The following is a 20,907-nucleotide window of genomic DNA, read 5'->3' as shown; positions in this document are numbered from 1 at the left end:
TGGCAAAACCAGCACCTCGTAGCAGTTCTAGCTCTACTGTGTCCATGTCTGCAGCCTTGGTGGTGATGATGCTGGCGCTGCTGCTGGGGCTGCAACCTATCACCACCGATTTGTATTTGCCGGCACTGCCTGCCTTGCAAGGGCAGTTGGGGGCAGGTATGGCGCAATCCCAATTGACACTGACGGCCTTGCTGTTGGCTTTTGGGTGCTCGCAGCTGGTCTGGGGGCCGCTGTCAGACCGCTGGGGGCGGCGGCCTATTTTGCTGCTGGGCCTGTCAGCCTATGTGTTGGCCGCCTTGGGTTGTGCGTTGGTGCAATCGGTTGAGGCATTGATTGTCTGGCGTGCGGTGCAGGGTGTGGCAATGGGGGCTGCGGTGATGTCGGCCCGTGCGGTCGTGCGTGATTTGTATGCGCCTGTAGAAGGAGCGCAGGCCATGTCACGTGCCCTGACAGGGCTGGGCGTCATTGCCTGTCTGAGTCCGCCTTTGGGGGGCTGGCTGGCGGGGTATTTGGGTTGGCGGGCAACGATGGGGGCGCTGGCCGCTTTTGGTTGTTTGGCTTTGTTATTGATTGCATTGCGTTTTCAAGAGACATTGCAGCGGCCCAATCCTCAGGCATTGCAGCCCACACATTTGCTGCGTACGTGGGGGCAGATATTGCGCCACCCCACGTTTTTGGCCTTTACAGCCACCACGACCTGTACTTATGCTGGGTTGTTTACCTATTTGGCTACGTCTTCGTTCACCTTCATTCAGGTGCTAGGCTGGAGCAGTACGGCCTACGGCATGTTGTTAGCGTGTAATGCCCTGCTCTATATCACGGGCACGGTGTTGTGCCGCCGTTTGGTGGTGCGTTGGGGCGTACGACGTAGCATGGTGTTGGCTGGGGCTTTGAGCTTGGGTGGCGGTTCGCTCATGGGCGTTTTTGCCTTGCTAGGGGTGCAAAATGGCTGGGCCTACGCTCTGCCATTTTGGCTCTACCAAATCGCCCATGGTATTCATATGCCTTGTAGCCAAAGTGGTGCGGTGGGGCCATTTCCGCAAGCGGCCGGTACCGCGGCAGCACTGAATGGGGTGGTGATGATGGTGGTGGCCTTTGGTATTGGGCACTGGCTGGGCCAGCACATGAATGGCACGGTGTTGCCCCTGGCGCTGGGGGTTTGGTTTTGGGGGGCCTGCGCTGCTACTGCTGCCTGGACGTTGGTACAAAAGTTTGGTGATCCGCAAAAACCATGAATATTGCATTGCCTTGCATTGCTCTGGCAGGCCCGACTGCTGCTGGCAAGACGGCTGGCGCATTGGCTATCGCTGCAGCGTTGGCACAACACCAGCAACCCGTAGAAATCATCAGTGTGGATTCAGCCTTGGTGTATCGGGGCATGGATATCGGCACTGCCAAACCAAGCCCTCAAGAGCGGGCTGCTGTGCCACACCATCTGATCGATATTCGGGATCCCTTACAAGCGTACAGTGCCGCAGAGTTCGTCAGGGATGCCACACATCTGGTGGCTGAGATTCGCACCCGCGGGGCGCTGCCCTTGCTGGTGGGGGGGACGATGCTCTATTTCAAGGCTTTGTTGGAGGGGCTGGACGATATGCCGGGGGCCGATCCAGTGGTGCGTGCCCAGATTGAGGCGCAGGCGCTTGAACGGGGCTGGCCTGCACTCCATGCAGAACTGGCCCAAGTGGATCCGATAACGGCAGCCCGGTTGGCCCCGGCAGACAGCCAACGTATTCAACGGGCGTTGGAGGTTTGGCAGGTGTCAGGGCGACCGCTATCGAGTTTCCACAAGGTTAAACGTGCTGTGGCTGGCGCTGGCGTGGTGGCTCCAGAGCATTTCTTTGCCTTGGAGCCACAAGATCGCTCTTGGTTGCACGAGCGTATTGCCCAACGCTTTGATGCCATGATCGATCTTGGTTTGTTGGAGGAAGTCCAAGCCTTACGACAGCGTGGTGATTTGCATTTGGATTTGCCCTCTATGCGTTGTGTGGGCTATCGGCAAGTTTGGGAGGCGTTGGATGTGCAAGACAGCCAACAGGAGAAAACACCTTTAAACCTGGCTGACCTGCGTGAGCGTGGCATTGCAGCGACCCGTCAGTTGGCTAAACGCCAGATCACTTGGTTGCGCAGCATGCCCCAGCGCCATGTGATTGCTTGCGACCAGCCCCACGCCCTGCAAGCACTGGTGGCTACTGTTTGCAAGGGCTTAGGGCTGGTTTAGACCCAGAGTGTGTGGGCGGGCCTGCTTTATTCGATAGTCAGGCGTTGCGCGTTGCCACCCTGCTTTTTAGGCAGTGTCAGGGTCAGTACGCCGTGGTCGTATTTGGCTTTGGCACGGGAAGTATCGATATCAGCGGGCAGCTGGAAGCTGCGGGCCACTTGACCAAAGTAGCGTTCTGAGCGCAGTACCTTTTCTCCCTCGACTTGTTGATCGAGTTGGCGCACTTCGGCGCGCAAACTCACCACATTGCCTTCAATCGAGACATGGATGTCTTCTTTTGGTACGCCTGGCAGCTCGGCCTGTACGGTGTAGCTATCGTCGGCTTCTGTGACATCCACTTTCATTTGCGATGGTGAAGGCAGGGGATCGCCATGCAGGGGGCGCACATAAAACCCCGGATTGACATCTTTGAAGAACTCGTCCAGCAGACCGCCGCGACCAATCAATGCATTCATGAGGTGCTCCTTCAAAATCAGTGGAAAAAACAGTGGTGCGTTTTAGGCACCCTGCCAAGATAGGTCGATTGCCGTGCAAATTCAAGCGGGACAACACCAAAAAATGATGCTTACCAGCGGATCTGTTGTGCGTGTCGTTCTTCCCTATAAACTGCCCATATTCAAGGCTCCTGTGGCCCATCTCGGCACAATGCAGGTCTGCGGGTGATAATCTGGGCTTCGGCCCTGCGGGCGCTTGCGCCTTGTCACGGTAGATACCCATTTCTCATCATCCGATCTCCCGCCGTCGCTCTTTTATCCATGACGCTTTCCTTTTGCACCGCGCAGCTCAACTTTGTTGTCGGTGATCTGTCCGGCAACGCACAAAAAATCATTGCTGCAGCCCATAAGGCCTATGCAGCCGGTGCCCGTGTGTTGCTCACCCCTGAGTTGGCTTTGTGTGGTTATGCTGCGGAGGATTTGTTCCTGCGCCCAGCCTTTCTGCGGGCCTGTGATGAGGCGGTGCATACCGTAGCCCGCGAAACCGCCGCATTGCATGGATTGGTGATTGTGCTGGGGCATCCCCACCCACAGGCCTCTGGTGGATTGCCGCTCAATGCAGCCAGTGTGTTGTGCAATGGTCAGATAGAGCAAACTTATGCCAAGCAGGCATTGCCCAACTATGGCGTGTTTGATGAACAACGCTATTTCGCCCCCGGCTCCCAGCCTTGCGTGTTTGAGGTCGAAGGAGTGCGTATCGGTTTACTGGTATGTGAAGACGCTTGGTGGCCCGCTGCGGCGCAGGCCGCCGCAGCGGCTGGTGCCCAGTTGTTGGCCGTTATCAATGCTTCCCCGTTTCACGCGGGGAAACCACACGAGCGCGAACAGGTGTTGCGCGCCCGGGCGCAAGAAACCAGTTTGCCTGTGGTGTATGCCCATTTGGTAGGGGGGCAGGATGAACTGGTGTTTGATGGTTATTCTTTTGCCCTGAACGCTGATGGCACGGTGGCCGGACGGGCGGCAGGCTTCCAAGAAACACTGTTTTTTACGCAGGTGCAGTCTACGCCTGTTGGCTTGCAGTGCAGTGCTGCCATAGCCCCCCATGCCAGTGCTGAGGCTGATCTGTGGGATGCCTTGGTGTTGGCTGTGCGCGACTATGTGGGTAAAAACCGTTTTCCAGGTGCCTTGCTGGGGCTGTCGGGGGGCATTGATTCAGCGTTGGTATTGGCTATTGCCGTGGATGCCTTGGGGGCCGACAAAGTCCGTACGGTGATGATGCCATCGCCTTACACCGCAGACATTAGCTGGTTGGATGCCCGTGACATGGCTGCCCGTTTGGGCGTGCGTTACGACGAAATCGCCATTGCTCCGCAGTTTGACAGCTTCCAACAGGCATTGGCTGGAGTGTTTGACGGGCGTCCGCAAGACACCACAGAAGAGAACATCCAAGCCCGTATTCGGGGTACTTTGCTGATGGCGATGTCTAACAAGTTGGGTGCCATCGTCTTGACCACGGGCAACAAGAGTGAGATGGCTACCGGCTATTGCACGTTGTATGGCGATATGGCGGGCGGCTTTGCCGTCATCAAGGATTTGGTCAAAACCACAGTCTATGACTTGGCTCGCTGGCGCAATGCCCATGACCCCTACAGTACAGGACTGAACCCTATTCCCGAGCGCATCATCACCCGTGCGCCCAGTGCTGAGCTGCGCCCAGACCAAACAGATCAAGACAGCCTGCCGCCCTATGAGGTGCTCGATGCCATTGTGGTGCGCTATATGGAACAAGATGAATCCATCGCGGCTTTGGTGGCAGATGGGTTCGCTCCTGCTGATGTGGAGCGTGTCACCCGACTGATACAGCTCAATGAATACAAACGCCGCCAAGCGCCACCCGGCCCGCGTCTGACACGGCGCAGTTTTGGCAAAGACTGGCGCTATCCGATCACGAACCGTTTTCGGGCCTGAGCTGGTATGGGCCTGCCGATTTAACCATTAGAGGAGTGTTATCCCCATGAAAATGATCACCGCCGTCATCAAGCCCTTCAAGCTCGAAGAAGTGCGCGAAGCACTGGCCGAATGTGGCGTCACTGGACTGACTGTCACCGAGGTCAAAGGGTTTGGCCGCCAAAAAGGCCACACAGAGCTGTACCGGGGTGCCGAATATGTGGTCGACTTTTTGCCTAAAGTGAAGGTCGAAGTGGTGGTCAAGTCCGACGACGTCGACCGCTGTGTCGATGCGATCGTCAACGCCGCTCGCACGGGCAAGATTGGCGACGGTAAGATCTTTATCACTGCCGTGGAGCGGGTGGTGCGCATCCGCACAGGCGACATGGACGAAAGCGCAGTGTAAACAACACTGCCCAGAGGGCCATTGATGCCCTCTGGTTATCGTCAGATCACAGATTCTAGAGCGACACCGGCAGCGCGGCAGCTGGCTGTCTGCACCAAGCTGCGCAGTAGCGTGGCGCTGTCGGTGCTGCTGTGCAGCAGATCAAGTTGCCACGATCCCATAAAGTCTTGCGCTGTGCTGTGCCGGACGAAGTCTAATAGACCATCGTAGTAACCGGCCACGTTCAACAAGCCAATCGGTTTTTGGTGGTAGCCCAGTTGGCGCCAAGTCCAGACCTCAAATAATTCTTCAAAGGTGCCGATACCACCGGGCAAGGCCAGAAATGCGTCACTGCGTTCTGCCATCAGCGCCTTGCGTTCGTGCATGGTTTGCACCACATGCAACTCGTCGCAGGCCTCGCGGGCATGTTCTTTGGCTACCAGACTTTCTGGAATCACACCCACTACCCGGCCCCCGGCGGCTTGGGTTGCATCCGCTACCGTGCCCATCAGGCCACTGCGGCCTCCACCATAGACCAGCTGGCCTCCGTGGCTGCCAATCCAATGACCAACCGAGCGTGCTGCCTCGGCAAACTGTGCATCCTTGCCAAGGCGCGAGCCGCAATAGACTGCCAGTGAAAAAGTGGGTTCAGCCATGAAAGAACCTTTGCAAAATGGCCCCTGTCCAGATGCCTATACACAGCAACAAAGTGAGCAGTACCGCCGCACTGCCCATATCCTTGGCCCGTTTGGACAATGGATGCCACTCCGGGCCAATGCGATCAATGGCGGCTTCAATACCTGTGTTGAGCAGTTCAACCACCATCAGTAGTACCACAGACCCCGCCAATAAGGCCATTTCTGTCCAACTCTGGCCCAGCCAGACAGATGCGGGCAACAAGACCAATGCGGCCAAGGCTTCTTGGCGAAACGCTGGCTCGGCCCAACCTGCACGCAGACCGTGTAGCGAGTACCGTGTAGCATGCCAGAGACGGTGCAGACCGGTGCGGGTTTTTTGTGCGTTGACCGGTTCACTCGGGGGGCTGAGAGGCTTTGTCACGGTTTGGGCTTTCGGTGGTGAACAAAGTGGACTAGCCGTGTGCCTGCCAGTGCATCGTGCCAGAACTGTCTTTGTGGGTGCAAGCGGCTCAGTACGGCCCAGATAGTGACCCAACCCAACAGCAGCACCGTGATGGCACCACCCGAGAGGTCAAAGGAGGCTGCTGCCAACAGTGGGGGCAAAAACCATAGCCAGCTCAACACATAGCGTCCTAAAGCGCGTGTTTGTGTCAGTGCTCGCCCGGAGGTGTCAACCACCCGAATATGCCAAGTCTTCATGGCCAGCGTGTGGCCTTTGGCCCAAAACCAAGTGAAATAAATGCCAAACACAATGAACAGAAAACCTTGCAGTGCATGGCGGTTATCAAGCGCATGGCGTGTCTGGCTCAAGGTGCCAAACAGGTAGCCCGCAATAAACACAACGCCAAACATCAACAGGCCTTCGTAAAGCCAGCAGGCCATGCGCCGCCACAAAGCGGGTGCTTGTAAGCGCAAGCCCTCCTCAGTGGGTTCGGGGGATGGTGTGGTGGAGGTAGGGGCAGGAGCGTGCATCGGGAAGTCAGTGCCCGTAAGCAGAAGGGGGCAGAGTAGGCACGGCAGTCTCTGGTGCGGGTGTGCCAGGCGCTGCCGATTCTGCCAAAGGCGGCAGGGCTTGGATCACAGGGCTGTTAGGAACAGAGACAGGTGCTGTCTCTACCACCACTGGGGGGGCTGCCACTGGTGTGCTGCTCTTGTGCTCTTGCGGTGCCACAGTAGGATGTGGGCGTGGCATCGTTTGTGCTGTGGCAGCTTGGGGCGGGATTTTGGGCGGGTTCACGGGGTTGGCGTTGCTGGCGGTGGCCGCGGGCACCTGTACGAGTTTGCGGGCAGGCACTGGGCGCAATGCGGTGGCTGCGCCCTTGGGGCGTGGGGCGGCATTGGCGGCCAAACGGCGTTTTTCCTCTGCGCTCAGGGCTTGATAGGCCTCCCACTGCGCTCGTTTGTTATCGGGGGCTAGTTTGTTAGCCGTTGCGAAATTAAGCCTGGCTTGATTGCGTTGCTGCGCGCTCAGATTGGCCCACTCGGTCATGCGGTTATGCAGTTTGGTCTGCTCTGCGACTGGCAGGGTGGCAAACGTTTGAGCCAATGCCAACCAACGGCGTTTCTGAATCTCGCTCAATAAAGCCCAACGGGCCGCCAATGGTTGCAGGGCATGCTTTTGCCCCGTTTCTAGGTCACTCCATGCAGGCCCAGAGGCTACTACCATCATGGCATCTGCACTGCTGCGCAACTCATTGCCCGTCTGTCCGGGCAGTGCCAGGGCACCCATAGCCAGTACCGTACTGGGTGCCATACGCACCTGTTGCAGTATGTACACACCATAAGCCGCCAGCAAGCACAGCAGGGCCGAGGCCAATACCAGTGGTACACGAACGCGACAGCGTCGCTCAGGGGCAGAAGGGTGCAACATGCAGGCGTGCAGGATTTCGCAAGAAACGTAGCTTAATGGCTTTGCTGGTTGCCGCCGTTTTTCAGAAACTGGACAAAACCGGGATCGGCATAGGCTTCAGGCGGGAGGTCGTCGGTGAGCAGAGCCGCATCTACCTCTGCCACTTCGGCAGTGCCATATTCGTTTTGGGCGGTGTTGATGACGACCAACCCCACCACCAGGGCCATTGCTGGAATGGCCGCCAGTAGCGATTGCCACCAGCCGCCCCCTTCACCACGCCAACCCAAGGCAGCAGCGCCGCCCGAGGGAACGATCAGCGTGGCTGTTTGGGGGGCATGCACCGGCACCGCCTTTTTGCGTCGGGCCAACGCTTGCTCGCGCGAGGCACGCAGGCGCTCAGAAATGTCGTAGGGCAAAGAGCTGGCGTTGTCGTCCAGACGCGCCACCACGCGCCGCGCATAGGCGTGCAGCGCCTGTTCATCAGGGGGCAGGTGTAGATTTGTGTTCATGGCTTGATTCCTTTGGCCCGCAGGGCTTTGCTGAGGGCTTGGATGGCGCGGAAGCAATGGGTTTTGACACTGCCTTCAGAGCAGCCCATAGCCGCTGCGGTTTCCGCCACATCCATCTCTTCCCAATAACGCATTAAGAAGGCTTCTCGTTGACGCGCGGGCAGTGCTTTGATTTCTTGTTCTATGCCGTGCAGGGTTTCGCTGCGCTGCGCCATGTCTTCTGCACTGTGCACCCGCTGGTCGGGGTCGCTGTCACTCCAAGTTTCGAGCAGATCAAAACCCTCGGCATCATCGCCGCCAGAGTCAAAATCACTCAGATCAGAAAACAGGGCGTGGTGCCGTTTTTGGCGTCTGAACCAGTCCAGCGTGCAATTGGACAAGATCCGCTGAAACAGCATTGGCAACTCGTTGGCCGGCTTGTCGCCGTAGTGCTCTGCCAGCTTCATCATGCTGTCTTGCACGATATCGAGCGCGGCTTCCTCATTGCGCACATGGTAGAGCGAACGTTTGAAGGCACGCTTTTCCACGTTTTTGAGGAAATCAGAGAGTTCTTGTTCGGTGGCCAAGAGAGACGGGCTTGCGAGTGGGCGTGGGGCGCACCATGCGCCATGCGCCATGCAAAAGCCTGAGATTATCGCACTGCTGATGCTTTTTTGTCGTGTTGGCAGCGACAGTGATGTTGCAGTGCGATAATCGCTGCTGCATACTAAAAAAGCAAACGGGTCACGGTCCGGCGCGGCAATCATCTCGCCCATGTCCCTGGCCTCAAGTTCCGAGCCGGCTTCACGAGAGTGCGTGCAAGGAGCACCCAAGGTTTTTCGTCAGAGAAATTCACAAAGGTTCATCATGGAAATCAACAAGGCAGACGCCACTACCACCCCTACTACTGAGACTCCCGAATTGATGGGGTCTGAGATCCTTGTTCGTGCCTTGCAGGCCGAAGGCGTACAACAGATCTGGGGCTACCCTGGCGGTGCCGTGCTCTATATCTATGACGCGATCTACAAGCAAAACACCATCCAGCATGTGCTGGTGCGCCATGAGCAGGCGGCGGTGCATGCGGCCGATGGCTTTGCCCGCGCTACCGGCGAAGTCGGCGTAGCATTGGTCACGTCGGGGCCAGGTCTGACCAACGCAGTGACGGGCATTGCGACAGCCTATACCGACAGCATCCCTATGGTGATTATCTCGGGTCAGGTGGGCACAGCCGCCATTGGCTCAGACGCTTTTCAAGAATGCGACACCGTAGGCATTACCCGCCCCATCGTTAAGCACAACTTCTTGGTCAAAGATGTGCGCGATATGGCTGACATCATGAAAAAGGCCTTCCACATTGCCCGCACAGGTCGCCCTGGCCCGGTGGTGGTGGATGTGCCCAAAGATGTCTCGTTCAACAAGACCGCCTACCACGGCTACCCCGAGAGCGTCACCATGCGCTCGTACAACCCAGTGCGCAAGGGCCACGGTGGTCAGATTCGCAAGGCGCTGCAACTGCTGCTCAATGCCAAGCGCCCCTATATTTACACTGGCGGCGGTGTGTTGCTGGGCAACGCCTGCAACGAACTGCGCACGCTGGTCGATATGCTGGGCTACCCGGTGACACATACCCTGATGGGCTTGGGCGCTTACCCAGCTACGAACAAAAAGTTCTTGGGTATGTTGGGTATGCACGGCACGGTCGAGGCCAACTATGCCATGCAGCATTGCGATGTGCTGCTGGCGGTGGGGGCGCGCTTTGATGACCGTGTGATTGGTAACCCTAAACATTTTGCTTCGGTAGAGCGCAAGATCATCCACATTGATATCGACCCGTCCAGCATTGCCAAGCGCGTGAAAGTAGATGTGCCGATCGTGGGCGACGTGAAGGACGTCTTGACCGAATTGATCACGATGATCAAAGAGACGCCACAGCGCCCCGATGCCCAGGCCTTGGGCGCATGGTGGGACACCATCGAGGGCTGGCGCGTCAAGGATTGTCTGGCTTACGACCGTGCCAATACCGAAGTCATCAAACCCCAGCGGGTCATTGAAACCCTGTGGAATATGACCAAGGATGATGACTGCTACATCAGCTCCGATGTGGGTCAGCACCAGATGTTTGCGGCGCAGTTCTATAAATTCAATGAGCCACGTCGCTGGATCAACTCCGGTGGCTTGGGCACGATGGGGGTGGGTCTGCCCTATGCGATGGGCATCAAGCTGGCCAAGCCGCAAGCAGATTGCTGGTGCGTGACGGGCGAAGGCTCCATCCAGATGAACATCCAAGAGTTGTCTACCTGCCAGCAGTACGGCACCCACGTCAAGATCATCTCGCTGAACAACCGCTACCTGGGCATGGTGCGCCAGTGGCAAGAGCTGATCTATCAGGGCCGCTACAGCCATAGCTATATGGATGCGCTGCCTAACTTCGTTAAGTTGGCCGAGGCCTATGGTCATGTGGGGATGCTGATTGAGCGCCCTGAAGACGTGGAGCCAGCCCTGCGCGAAGCCCGTGCCATCAAAGACCGCACCGTGTTCTTGGATTTCCGCACCGACCCGACCGAAAATGTCTGGCCGATGGTGGAAGCGGGCAAAGGCATCACTGAGATGCTGTTGGGCTCTGAAGAACTGTAATCCCCTTTAACTTTTTGGACGAATCTATTGTCCGCCAAGCCTGCGGCTTACCGGCAGCAGGGGAGGGCGGCGAAAAGAGGACTTTCCTATGAAACACATCATTGCCGTTCTGCTAGAAAACGAACCCGGTGCGCTGTCGCGTGTGGTGGGTTTGTTTTCTGCCCGTGGTTACAACATTGAGTCTTTGACAGTGGCGCCGACCGAAGATCCTTCGTTGTCGCGCATGACCATCCAAACCACGGGTTCTGAAGACGTGATTGAACAAATCACCAAGCACCTGAACCGCCTGATCGAAGTAGTCAAGGTCGTGGATTTGACCGAAGGTGCCTATACCGAGCGCGAGCTGATGATGGTCAAGGTGCGGGCGGTGGGCAAAGAGCGCGAAGAGATGAAGCGCATGGCTGACATCTTCCGTGGTCGCATCATCGATGTGACCGATAAGAGCTACACCATCGAACTCACGGGCGATCAGAGCAAAAACGATGCTTTCTTGCAGGCGCTCGATCGCACGGCCATCCTTGAGACTGTGCGTACTGGTGCCAGCGGCATTGGCCGTGGTGAGCGCATCCTGCGCGTCTAAATCTATTCCCTGATTTCATTTATTTCCCCTATTCAACCCTGGAGCCAACATGAAAGTTTTCTACGACAAAGACTGTGACCTGAGCCTGATCAAGGGCAAAACTGTAGCCATCATTGGCTACGGCAGCCAAGGCCACGCACACGCCCAAAACCTGAACGAAAGCGGCGTGAAAGTCGTAGTCGGTCTGCGCAAGGGTGGCGCTTCTTGGGACAAGGTCGCCAAGGCTGGCCTGACCGTGATGGAAGTGGATGATGCCGTCAAGGCTGCCGATCTGGTCATGATCTTGTTGCCCGACGAGAACATCCCTGAGGTCTACAACAACAATGTGGCCCCCAATATCAAGCAAGGCGCCACGTTGGCATTTGCCCACGGTTTCAATGTGCATTACAACCAAGTCGTGCCCCGCGCCGATCTGGACGTGATCATGGTAGCCCCCAAAGGCCCAGGCCATACGGTGCGCTCCGAATACCTCAAGGGCGGCGGCGTGCCTACCCTGATCGCTGTCTACCAAGACAAATCGGGCAAGGCTCGTGATTTGGCCCTGTCTTACGCTTCGGCCAACGGCGGTGGCAAGGGCGGCATCATCGAGACCAACTTCAAAGAAGAAACCGAAACCGACCTGTTTGGCGAACAAGCCGTGCTGTGCGGTGGTGCCGTTGAACTGGTGAAGATGGGTTTTGAAACCCTGACCGAAGCCGGTTACGCTCCTGAAATGGCCTACTTCGAGTGCCTGCATGAGCTCAAGCTGATTGTGGACTTGATGTACGAAGGCGGCATTGCCAACATGAACTATTCCATCTCCAACAATGCGGAGTATGGCGAGTACGTGACTGGCACCGAAGTCATCAACGACAAGTCGCGTGAAGCCATGCGCAACGCCCTCAAGCGCATCCAAACTGGTGAATACGCCAAGATGTTCATTCTGGAAGGCAAGACCAATTATCCTTCCATGACGGCCCGCCGTCGCCTGAATGCCGAGCATTCGATTGAACAAGTGGGCGCCCAACTGCGTGCCATGATGCCTTGGATTGCCAAGAACAAGCTGGTCGATCAGACCCGCAACTGATTCGGGCGCTGATTGCCCTGATCTCCCAAGGCCACTGCGGTGGCCTTTTTCATTGGGGGTACGGGTAAACTGCTATCTTGTCCTGCCCCATCGGGGCGGTAGACGGATACTCTGTTTGGAATAGCTGCTTGCGCACCACGGGGATTGCGCTGGAGGTCAATTTGATGGATGAAGGTACATCGGGTGTGCAAAACCCTGAGTTGCTGGTGCGCAAGCGCCGCAAGGGAATTTACATCCTGCCCAACCTGTTCACGCTAGCGGCGTTGTTTGGTGGCTTTTATGCTGTGGTCATGGCGATGAACGGTCGTTTTGACATGGCGGCCATTGGTGTGTTTTGCGCGATGGTGCTCGATAGTCTGGATGGCCGCATTGCCCGCATGACCAACACCCAGAGCGCGTTTGGCGAGCAGATGGATTCGCTCTCGGACATGGTGTCTTTTGGCGCGGCACCAGCACTCATTGCCTATATTTGGGCACTCAAAGATTTGGGGCGCTGGGGGTGGGTGGCGGCCTTTGTCTACTGTGCCTGTGCTGCACTGCGTTTGGCGCGTTTTAACGTCAATACGGGGGTGGTGGATAAACGCTATTTTCAGGGGCTTCCCTCGCCCGCTGCCGCCGCCTTGGTGATGGGGGTGATCTGGCTGATGACCGAACTGGGTGTGCAGCGTGGTGGCAGTACATTGCTGCTGGGGTGGCACGGCATCACATGGCTGATGTTTGCCTTTACTTTGTATGCAGGCCTGACGATGGTGACCAATGTGCCGTTCTATAGTTTCAAAGACATACAGATGAAGAAGAGCGTGCCTTTTGTGGTCATTGTGCTCATGGCACTGGGGATTGCTGTGATCAACATCCATCCACCTATCGCCTTGTTTGGTGTGTTTGTGCTCTATGGCTTGAGCGGCTATGTGGTCTATGCGTGGCGCAAGGCCAAAGGCTTGCAAACCAGTGTCATCAGCACCTCGACTGACGAGCCTGAGGAACGCGGTTTGCACCAATAGTCTTAACAAGACGGCCACAACTGTGCTACATTGAGCGCCATGAAAACGTTGGCCCTCGCTCTATTGCTACCCTCCACTGGGCGGAGGCAGTAGGCGCGCGCGCACACTTTTTCCTCAAAGGCCCGTATGCATCCGCAGCGGGCCTTTTGTTTTGGCGTTTCAGAAACCAGGAGAAACACATGGCCGATCAATTGATCATTTTTGACACTACTTTGCGCGATGGCGAACAGTCGCCCGGTGCTTCCATGACCAAAGACGAAAAACTGCGTATTGCACGCCAGTTGGAGCGTCTGAAGGTGGATGTGATTGAGGCAGGTTTTGCCGCCAGTTCCAACGGCGACTTTGAAGCGGTGCAGATGATTGCCAATGCCATCAAAGACTCCACCATCTGCTCGCTTTCGCGTGCCAATGACCGCGATATTGCCCGTGCTGCCGAGGCACTGAAGGGGGCCAATCGGGGGCGCATTCACACCTTTATCGCCACGTCGCCGTTGCACATGGAAAAGAAGTTGCGCATGACACCCGAGCAGGTGTTAGAGCAGGCCAAGCAGGCGGTGCGGTTTGCCCGCAACCTCTGTGGTGATATTGAGTTTAGCCCTGAAGATGGCTACCGCAGTGAGATGGATTTCTTGTGCCGTGTCATTGAGACAGTGATTGCCGAGGGGGCGACCACGATCAATGTGCCCGACACCGTGGGTTATGCCATTCCTGAACTGTATGGCAATTTCATCAAAACCCTGCGTGAGCGTGTGCCCAACAGCGATAAGGCGATTTGGTCGGTGCATTGCCACAATGATTTGGGCATGGCTGTTGCCAACTCGCTGGCCGGTGTCAAGATCGGCGGTGCCCGCCAAATCGAATGCACTATCAATGGCTTGGGTGAGCGTGCAGGCAACTGCGCCTTAGAAGAAGTGGTGATGGCCGTTAAAACACGGCGTGACTATTTCAACTTGGATCTGGGCATTGATGCCCAGCACATTGTGGCGGCCAGTCGCATGGTCAGTCAGATCACGGGCTTTGTGGTGCAACCCAATAAGGCGGTGGTGGGGGCCAATGCCTTTGCCCATGCCAGCGGTATTCACCAAGATGGCGTGCTCAAGGCCCGCGATACCTACGAAATCATGCGTGCCGAAGATGTGGGCTGGAGCAACAACAAGATTGTGTTGGGCAAGCTCAGTGGCCGTAATGCCTTTAAGCAACGGTTGCAAGAGTTGGGCGTGAGCTTGGATAGCGAGACGGAGACCAACGCCGCCTTTGCGCGCTTTAAAGAGCTGGCCGATCGCAAGAGCGAGATCTTTGATGAGGACATTTTGGCGTTGGTCAACGACGAGAGTGTCAGCCACGACAATGAGCACTTTGGCTTTGTCTCGCTGGCGCAGCACAGCGAGACGGGTGAGCGCCCCCAGGCCACTGTGGTTTTTACGGTCGATGGTCAAGAGATCAAGGCACAATCGGATGGCAATGGCCCCGTTGATGCTTCGCTCAAAGCGATTGAGTCCCATGTGCAAAGCGGTGCCGAAATGGTGCTGTATTCAGTCAATGCCATCAGTGGCTCCACTGAGAGCCAAGGCGAAGTGACGGTGCGCTTGCAAAGCAGTGGCCGGGTGGTCAATGGTGTGGGTGCCGATCCGGACATTGTGGTGGCATCGGCCAAGGCTTACTTGAGTGCCTTGAACAAGCTCCATAGTAAGACCGAGCGTGTAGCTGCCCAAGGATAAAAGGCATGGCTTTCGAGCCAAAAAGACCCTTCGGTGCAACATCGGCACTTCAATTCTATAATTGAGGCCAAGATACAAAAAGTCACGCAAAATATAACCGTTGCGTGGCTTTTTGTTTTGTACCCTTGTTTTCTGTTTGGAGATGCCTCGTGATCTGCCGTCGTTCACCTACAGCACTGCGCTCCTTGGTTCAGATATTGACTGTTGCTGTCGTGGGAGTGGCAGTGTCTTTGCCGCAGACATGGGCCGCAGAACGCAAGAATGCCCCTGCCAAGAGAGCTGCTAAAGTCAATGTGGTGGCAGCGGCGGCTAAGCCGAGCGGCAAGGCGGTTGCCAAAGTGGCGCCCGCTGCCAACCGCAAGCCCGTGGCTAAACGCGAGGAGCGTGCGCCAGTGTTAGCCCGTGCGGCAGCGGGCAGCCGGGCTCTGGCCCAGTCTCCCAGCCGTGGCAAGACTGCGGGACGTGCTGCAGCAGTGGTGGCTACTGCCGCAGCGGCTACTGCTGTGGCGGCCCAGCCTTCGTTTGGTGAGTTGGCAGGACTGCACCATGCCACTGATCCGCTTGACCTCAAATCCAGTGTCGCTTTGGTCATTGACCAAGACACCCAAGAGGTGCTTTTGCGCAAAAATGACCATGCCGTTTTGCCGATTGCTTCTCTGACCAAATTGATGACCGGGCTGTTGATTTCTGAGGCCCGTTTGCCCATGCATGAGCCCATTACCATCACCCAGGATGACGTGGACACAGAGAAGGGTAGTCGCTCCCGTTTGAGCGTAGGCACAACCCTGACCCGCCAAGAAATGCTCCATCTGGCCTTGATGTCCAGTGAAAATCGGGCGGCCAATGCTTTGGGGCGTACCTACCCCGGTGGCTTGGGGGTGTTTGTGGCAAAGATGAATGCCAAGGCTCGGCAGTTGGGCATGACGGATACCCGCTGCGTGGAGCCCACGGGCCTGTCGAGTAGCAACCAGTCCAGCGCCCGTGATTTGGCGGTGTTGGTCAATGTGACGTACCGTGATCCCTTGTTGCGCGAGTTCTCCACCTCACCGGGCTATGAAGTGGCAGTGGGGCAAAAAACCCTGCAATACAACAACACCAATCGGTTGGTGAAGAACCCAGATTGGGATATTGGGTTGCAAAAAACGGGCTATATCGCCGAGGCGGGCCGTTGTTTGGTGATGCAAACCAAGGTGGCGGGCCGCAAGCTCATCATGGTGTTTTTGGACTCTGCGGGCAAGTTCAGCCGCTTGGGGGATGCGGAGCGCGTGCGCAATTGGGTAGAGGCCCGCCAGCACACGCTGCACTCAGCAGCCACCACGCAGGTGCGTAGTATCAACCGCTGACGCAGGGTTTTATTCGGTGCTGGCTACCTTGTTGTAGCCCAGTGCCGTAGAGATTTTTTGTGCGGTGGCTTGCAGTTTGGACAGCCAGCCTTCGTCCAAACGGTCGGCAGGAGCTGAGATAGACAGGCCTGCAATCAGTTTGCCCTGGTCATCGTAGACCCCGGCTGCCATACAGCGCACGCCCAGCTCCAGTTCTTCGTTGTCGCGGGCCACGCCCGATTGGCGGGCTTTGCTCAGCTCGCGCTCCAACACGGCCAGTTGGGTGATGCTGTTGTGTGTGTGCCCGGGCAAGCCGGTGCGGGTAGCGTAGGTGCGTACATGCTGTGGATCGTCGGCAGCAAGAAACAATTTGCCTGTAGACGTGAGATGCAGTGGTGCGCGGCCCCCAATGGCACGCACTACTTGCATGCCGGAGCGTTCGCTGTAGGCCCGTTCTACATACACGATTTCATCGCCTTGACGCATGCTCAAATTGACGGGTTGTTGGATCAGCTTGTGCAGATCGCGCATGGGGATTAGAGCAGCATCGCGCACGTTCAGGCGCCCTTTGACCAGATTGCCTAGCTCCAACAGGCGCATACCCAGTCGGTAGCTGCCGGACTCTGGGCGATCAACAAATCGGCCTGTAGCCAGATCGTTGAGAATACGGTGCGTGGTGGAGGGGTGCAGGCCGGATTTTTCGCTGATTTCTTTGAGCGAGATGGCTTCCTCGCGCGAGGCCAGAATGTCGATCAGCGTAAACATGCGTTCAATGACCTGAACGCTGGGCTTGGGAGGAAGGGCAGAATCTTTTTTTTTCATGAAGGCGCAACGTACTAGGTGCGCGTATTTTACTTCGTGGAATTTTCTGGGTTTACACGTTCCCAGTGCCGGTTGCGCAGCACTTCATGGGGCAGGTAGAAGGATTTGTAGCTCATCTTGGGGCTGTTGGCGATCCAGTAACCCAGATAGACATAGTCCATCCCTTGCAGGCGAGCTTGCTCAATTTGCCAGAGGATGTTGTAGGTGCCATAGCTGCAGCGGGCTTCGGGTTCGTAAAAGGTGTAAACCGCCGAGAGGCCATCGTCTAGCAGATCCAAGATAGAGACCATTTTGAGCACGCCATCGGGGTGTTGTGCGGAAGGTTCGCGAAACTCTACCAGTCGTGTATCGACACGACTTTGGAGCAGGAACTGGCTGTATTGGTCAATGCTGTCGTGGTCCATGCCACCACCAGCATGGCGGGCTTGTTGGTAGCGCAGGTAGAGCTGGTAGTGTTCGGGCACAAAGCTCGGCCTTAGCACACGCGTTTGCAGCGCAGCATGGCGGGTCAGGGAGCGGCGTTGACTGCGATCCGGGGCAAACTCCTGCACCAGCACCCGCAGGGGCATGCAGTTTTGGCATCCATCGCAGTATGGCCGGTAGGTAAACATGCCACTGCGCCGGAAGCCTTGGCGTACCAGATCCGAAAAGGTATCGCTGCGTACCAGATGGCCTGGTGTGGCTACCTGAGAGCGGGCCTGACGGTCTGCTAGGTAGCTGCATGGGTAGGGTGCAGTGGCGTAAAACTGCAAGGTTTGGGGCGGGAGGTCGTAGGGTTGCGTCATGCTGCGGCAGGGGTGGGCGGCACAAGGGCGTCCCAGTATAGGGGCGTGAATTGCCAGTGCATGGGGGGATGCTGTTGTGCTTGCAGCAAGTGCTGCAAGAACTCTGCCCGTGGTATTTCGTGGGCACCCAAGGAAGCCAAATGGCGGGTGTTCTGTTGGCAGTCAATCAAGCTTGCACCGTGGTGACGGCATAAACCAACCAATGCTGCCAGTGCAATTTTGGAGGCATCGCGTTGGTGGGCAAACATGGATTCACCAAACACAGCCTGTCCGATGGCAACGCAATACAGGCCACCAACCAGACGACCTTCGATCCAGGTCTCTATGCTGTGGGCGTAGCCATTGGTGTGGAGTTGCTGGTAGGCAGTGTGCATGGCGGGCACGATCCAAGAGCCGGATTGGCCGGGGCGTGGGGTGTTGGCGCAGGCCTGCATGACGCTGCTGAAGGCGCTGTCGATGCGTATCTCGCAGTGGGGGTTGGTGCGAAATTTTTCTAAGGTGCGCCGCAGCGAACGGTGCAGACGAAATTTGGCCACAGGCAGCACCATGCGTGGGTCGGGTGTCCACCACAAAATCGGCTGTCCGGCACTGAACCACGGAAAAATGCCATGACGATAAGCACGCAGCAGGTGTGGAACGTCCAGAGCGGCACCGGCTGCCAGCAGGCCAGGGGCTGGAGTGTTTTGGCCCCAGGCTGCATGGGGGGCAGGAAAGGATTCTCCTGGGGCCAGCCAGGGGAGATCAGGGTGCATGGGTGCAAATACGGTGAATGGGCTGGGGATTGTCGTGCCCACTGCGCTGGTGTGCAAGTCTGCAATGCGTGATGGTGCTCGGTGGTGGTGCAGGGGTATCGGCAACGGGTCTGCTGTGGCAGCAGCCTAGAATTGCTTGCAGTGCAATTGAGATAGAGGGGCGTGATGGCCCAAGGAGTCTGCGTAGTGCAAGAAGAGAAAACAGTGTCTGCTGCCCCCAAGCTGGCACAGCGTGTGATTAAAAAATACCCCAATCGACGCCTTTACGACACGGATACCTCGGCCTATATCACGTTGGCAGAGGTGAAACAGTTGGTCATGGAGCACCAGAATTTGGTGGTGCGTGATGCCAAGACGGGTGAGGACATTACCCGCAGCATTTTGTTGCAGATCATTCTGGAAGAGGAGGCGGGTGGCGCACCGCTGTTTACCGAGGCGGTTCTGTCCAACATCATCCGGGTCTATGGTCATGCGATGCAGGGCTTTATGGGCAGCTATTTGGAAAAGAATGTGCAACTCTTTACCGACATGCAGACCAAGCTGGCCGAACAGTCCCAGAGCATTACCCCTGAAATCTGGGCGCAGTTCATGAGCGCACAGTCGCCAATGATGCAGGGGCTGATGGGCAACTATGCCGAGCAGTCGCGCAGCATGTTTACGCAGATGCAGGAAAAGATGCAGCAGCAAACGGAGCAAATGCTGGGTGTGTTGGGCTTGAAGCGTTGAGGTTGGCGGTGTGTCAGCCCCCGGAATGGGGGCTGCTGAAAGCCTGAGGAGCTTTGGGCGGCTTTTACTGACCTTGCTGCGCCTGTTGGGATGCAATGCTGGGACAATACGGGGATGATTGAAGCTTCATCCCCCGCCAAAATTCCAAAAATCGGGTTTGTCAGCTTGGGCTGCCCCAAGGCATTGACCGACTCCGAACTGATCCTCACGCAATTGAGCGCCGAGGGTTACCAGACTTCCAAAACTTTTGATGGGGCCGACTTGGTCATCGTCAATACCTGTGGCTTTATTGACGATGCTGTGAAGGAGAGCTTAGACACCATTGGCGAGGCACTGGCCGAAAACGGTAAGGTTATCGTGACGGGGTGTTTGGGTGCCCGTGCGGGTGACACGGGTGGCAACTTGGTGCGCGAGATGCACCCCAGCGTGCTGGCCGTGACTGGCCCCCATGCGACCCAAGAGGTGATGGACGCTGTGCACCAGAACCTGCCTAAGCCCCACGACCCGTTTGTCGATTTGGTGCCCGGTGGCTTTGGTGTGGCGGGCCTCAAGCTCACGCCCAAGCATTACGCTTACCTGAAAATCAGTGAGGGCTGCAACCACCGTTGTACCTTCTGCATCATCCCGTCGATGCGCGGGGATTTGGTTTCGCGTCCGGTGGGCGATGTGTTGTCGGAGGCCAAGGCGCTGTTTGCTGGTGGCGTGAAAGAGTTGTTGGTGATCAGCCAGGACACATCGGCCTATGGTGTCGATGTCAAGTACCGCACGGGCTTTTGGGATGGTAAGCCGGTCAAGACACGGATGCTGGAGTTGGTGCAAACACTGGGCGAAATTGCCAAGCCGTATGGCGCTTGGGTGCGTTTGCACTATGTTTATCCTTACCCCAGTGTAGATGAGGTCATTCCGCTGATGGCCCAAGGCTTGGTGCTGCCTTATCTGGATGTGCCGTTCCAGCACAGTCACCCAGAGGTGCTCAAGCGCATGAAGCGTCCTGCCAGTGGTGAGAAAAATCTGGAGCGTATCCAACGCTGGCGCGAAGCTTGTCCCGATTTGGTGATTCGCAGCACTTTCATTGCGGGGTTTCCGGGAGAAACCGAAGAGGAGTTCCAGCACCTGCTGGATTTCTTGCGCGAGGCGCAGATCGACCGTGCAGGCTGTTTTGCCTACAGCGATGTGAAGGGCGCTGTAGCCAACGAGTTGCCTGGCATGTTGCCGTTAGAACTGCGCGAGGAGCGCCGGGCGCGGTTTATGGCGGTGGCAGAAGAAGTGTCGATTGCCCGTTTGCAGCGCCGCGTTGGTGCCACCATGCAGGTGTTGGTGGATTCCGCCCCTGCGTTAGGGCGTAAAGGTGGTGTGGGCCGCAGCTATGCCGATGCACCCGAGATTGACGGCACCGTGCAATTGTTGCCTCCCGAAAAGATCAGCAAGCAGCTCAAGGTGGGAGAATTTACCAAGGCGCGTATTGTGGGCGTGCGTGGACACGATTTGGTGGGGCAGCCGTTCTGAGTGCCGTGCATCGCGGAAGCCGTATGTTCCGCC

The 20,907-nt window shown here is 57.1% G+C and carries 22 protein-coding genes; 12 read left to right on the top strand and 10 right to left on the bottom strand.

The window, feature by feature from the left end:
* Positions 1 to 44 precede the first annotated feature (44 nt).
* On the top strand, positions 45 to 1,235 hold the full coding sequence (locus tag ACYVB2_RS07595) for a multidrug effflux MFS transporter (protein ID WP_382429938.1): 1,191 nt from the start codon (positions 45 to 47) through the stop codon (positions 1,233 to 1,235).
* A complete protein-coding gene (miaA, locus tag ACYVB2_RS07590) occupies positions 1,232 to 2,221 on the top strand; it encodes a tRNA (adenosine(37)-N6)-dimethylallyltransferase MiaA (protein WP_382429940.1) in 990 nt (329 codons plus the stop codon). Before ACYVB2_RS07595 ends, miaA begins: the two co-directional genes overlap by 4 nt.
* Before the next feature lie 26 nt (positions 2,222 to 2,247).
* Here the strand turns inward: miaA and ACYVB2_RS07585 are convergent, their stop codons facing one another.
* Entirely contained in the window at positions 2,248 to 2,676 is a 429-nt protein-coding gene (locus tag ACYVB2_RS07585; protein ID WP_382429942.1) for an Hsp20/alpha crystallin family protein, read from the bottom strand.
* Positions 2,677 to 2,976: 300 nt separating this feature from the next.
* On the opposite strand from ACYVB2_RS07585, the gene ACYVB2_RS07580 reads away from it, so the two are divergent.
* Positions 2,977 to 4,623, top strand: a complete 1,647-nt coding sequence (locus ACYVB2_RS07580) for an NAD+ synthase (RefSeq protein ID WP_382429944.1) — start codon at positions 2,977 to 2,979, stop codon at positions 4,621 to 4,623.
* A 46-nt stretch (positions 4,624 to 4,669) separates the two neighbouring features.
* Positions 4,670 to 5,008, top strand: a complete 339-nt coding sequence (locus ACYVB2_RS07575) for a P-II family nitrogen regulator (RefSeq protein WP_382429946.1) — start codon at positions 4,670 to 4,672, stop codon at positions 5,006 to 5,008.
* A gap of 41 nt (positions 5,009 to 5,049) precedes the next feature.
* On the opposite strand, the gene ACYVB2_RS07570 is transcribed toward ACYVB2_RS07575, so the two are convergent.
* Genes ACYVB2_RS07570 through ACYVB2_RS07545 form a run of 6 tightly spaced genes read right to left on the bottom strand, consistent with a single transcriptional unit; the run spans position 5,050 to position 8,549 of the window.
* Positions 5,050 to 5,643 carry an LOG family protein gene (locus ACYVB2_RS07570; protein WP_382429948.1) on the bottom strand — a complete coding sequence of 198 codons (594 nt, stop codon included), beginning with the start codon at positions 5,641 to 5,643 and terminating at the stop codon, positions 5,050 to 5,052.
* The gene (locus ACYVB2_RS07565) at positions 5,636 to 6,046 is read right to left on the bottom strand and encodes a diacylglycerol kinase (RefSeq protein ID WP_382429950.1); all 411 of its coding nucleotides are present in this window, start codon (positions 6,044 to 6,046) and stop codon (positions 5,636 to 5,638) included. Before ACYVB2_RS07565 ends, ACYVB2_RS07570 begins: the two co-directional genes overlap by 8 nt.
* A complete protein-coding gene (locus tag ACYVB2_RS07560; RefSeq protein ID WP_382429952.1) occupies positions 6,043 to 6,597 on the bottom strand; it encodes an RDD family protein in 555 nt (184 codons plus the stop codon). Before ACYVB2_RS07560 ends, ACYVB2_RS07565 begins: the two co-directional genes overlap by 4 nt.
* A 7-nt stretch (positions 6,598 to 6,604) precedes the next feature.
* Positions 6,605 to 7,495 (bottom strand): DUF3106 domain-containing protein, encoded by an 891-nt coding sequence (locus ACYVB2_RS07555; RefSeq protein WP_382429954.1) that lies wholly within the window; start codon positions 7,493 to 7,495, stop codon positions 6,605 to 6,607.
* 32 nt (positions 7,496 to 7,527) lie between these two features.
* Entirely contained in the window at positions 7,528 to 7,983 is a 456-nt protein-coding gene (locus ACYVB2_RS07550) for a DUF3619 family protein (RefSeq protein WP_382429956.1), read from the bottom strand.
* Entirely contained in the window at positions 7,980 to 8,549 is a 570-nt protein-coding gene (locus ACYVB2_RS07545) for an RNA polymerase sigma factor (protein WP_382429959.1), read from the bottom strand. Before ACYVB2_RS07545 ends, ACYVB2_RS07550 begins: the two co-directional genes overlap by 4 nt.
* A 280-nt stretch (positions 8,550 to 8,829) precedes the next feature.
* Here ACYVB2_RS07545 and ACYVB2_RS07540 point away from each other — a divergent pair, with 280 nt between their 5' ends.
* The 6 genes from ACYVB2_RS07540 (at position 8,830) to ACYVB2_RS07515 (ending at position 16,304) form a co-directional block, all read left to right on the top strand.
* Positions 8,830 to 10,596, top strand: a complete 1,767-nt coding sequence (locus tag ACYVB2_RS07540) for an acetolactate synthase 3 catalytic subunit (protein ID WP_382429961.1) — start codon at positions 8,830 to 8,832, stop codon at positions 10,594 to 10,596.
* An 88-nt stretch (positions 10,597 to 10,684) separates the two neighbouring features.
* Positions 10,685 to 11,176 (top strand): acetolactate synthase small subunit, encoded by a 492-nt coding sequence (ilvN, locus tag ACYVB2_RS07535; protein ID WP_382429963.1) that lies wholly within the window; start codon positions 10,685 to 10,687, stop codon positions 11,174 to 11,176.
* 49 nt (positions 11,177 to 11,225) lie between these two features.
* Complete coding sequence (ilvC, locus tag ACYVB2_RS07530) at positions 11,226 to 12,242, top strand: ketol-acid reductoisomerase (protein ID WP_382429965.1); 1,017 nt, start codon at positions 11,226 to 11,228, stop codon at positions 12,240 to 12,242.
* Between the two features lie 164 nt (positions 12,243 to 12,406).
* Positions 12,407 to 13,243, top strand: coding sequence for a CDP-diacylglycerol--serine O-phosphatidyltransferase (gene pssA, locus ACYVB2_RS07525; RefSeq protein ID WP_382430496.1), 837 nt, complete (start codon positions 12,407 to 12,409; stop codon positions 13,241 to 13,243).
* Positions 13,244 to 13,422: 179 nt separating this feature from the next.
* A complete protein-coding gene (locus ACYVB2_RS07520) occupies positions 13,423 to 14,961 on the top strand; it encodes a 2-isopropylmalate synthase (RefSeq protein WP_382429967.1) in 1,539 nt (512 codons plus the stop codon).
* Between the two features lie 152 nt (positions 14,962 to 15,113).
* Positions 15,114 to 16,304: a serine hydrolase gene (locus tag ACYVB2_RS07515; RefSeq protein ID WP_382430498.1), complete on the top strand. Its 1,191-nt coding sequence runs from the start codon at positions 15,114 to 15,116 to the stop codon at positions 16,302 to 16,304.
* 9 nt (positions 16,305 to 16,313) lie between these two features.
* Here the strand turns inward: ACYVB2_RS07515 and ACYVB2_RS07510 are convergent, their stop codons facing one another.
* Genes ACYVB2_RS07510 through aat form a run of 3 tightly spaced genes read right to left on the bottom strand, consistent with a single transcriptional unit; the run spans position 16,314 to position 18,642 of the window.
* Positions 16,314 to 17,105 (bottom strand): IclR family transcriptional regulator, encoded by a 792-nt coding sequence (locus ACYVB2_RS07510; RefSeq protein WP_382429969.1) that lies wholly within the window; start codon positions 17,103 to 17,105, stop codon positions 16,314 to 16,316.
* 29 nt (positions 17,106 to 17,134) lie between these two features.
* Positions 17,135 to 17,890, bottom strand: coding sequence for an arginyltransferase (locus tag ACYVB2_RS07505; protein WP_382429971.1), 756 nt, complete (start codon positions 17,888 to 17,890; stop codon positions 17,135 to 17,137).
* Complete coding sequence (aat, locus tag ACYVB2_RS07500; protein WP_382429973.1) at positions 17,887 to 18,642, bottom strand: leucyl/phenylalanyl-tRNA--protein transferase; 756 nt, start codon at positions 18,640 to 18,642, stop codon at positions 17,887 to 17,889. Before aat ends, ACYVB2_RS07505 begins: the two co-directional genes overlap by 4 nt.
* A gap of 165 nt (positions 18,643 to 18,807) precedes the next feature.
* Here aat and phaR point away from each other — a divergent pair, with 165 nt between their 5' ends.
* Both phaR and rimO read left to right on the top strand, forming a co-directional pair.
* A complete protein-coding gene (gene phaR / locus ACYVB2_RS07495) occupies positions 18,808 to 19,368 on the top strand; it encodes a polyhydroxyalkanoate synthesis repressor PhaR (RefSeq protein ID WP_382429975.1) in 561 nt (186 codons plus the stop codon).
* 114 nt (positions 19,369 to 19,482) lie between these two features.
* Positions 19,483 to 20,874, top strand: a complete 1,392-nt coding sequence (rimO, locus tag ACYVB2_RS07490; RefSeq protein ID WP_382429977.1) for a 30S ribosomal protein S12 methylthiotransferase RimO — start codon at positions 19,483 to 19,485, stop codon at positions 20,872 to 20,874.
* Positions 20,875 to 20,907: the final 33 nt, after the last annotated feature.

It is taken from the genome of Giesbergeria giesbergeri (assembly GCF_054779375.1).
The sequence above is the reverse complement of the archived record's forward strand: the minus strand, read 5'-3'. Positions and strand labels throughout refer to the sequence as shown.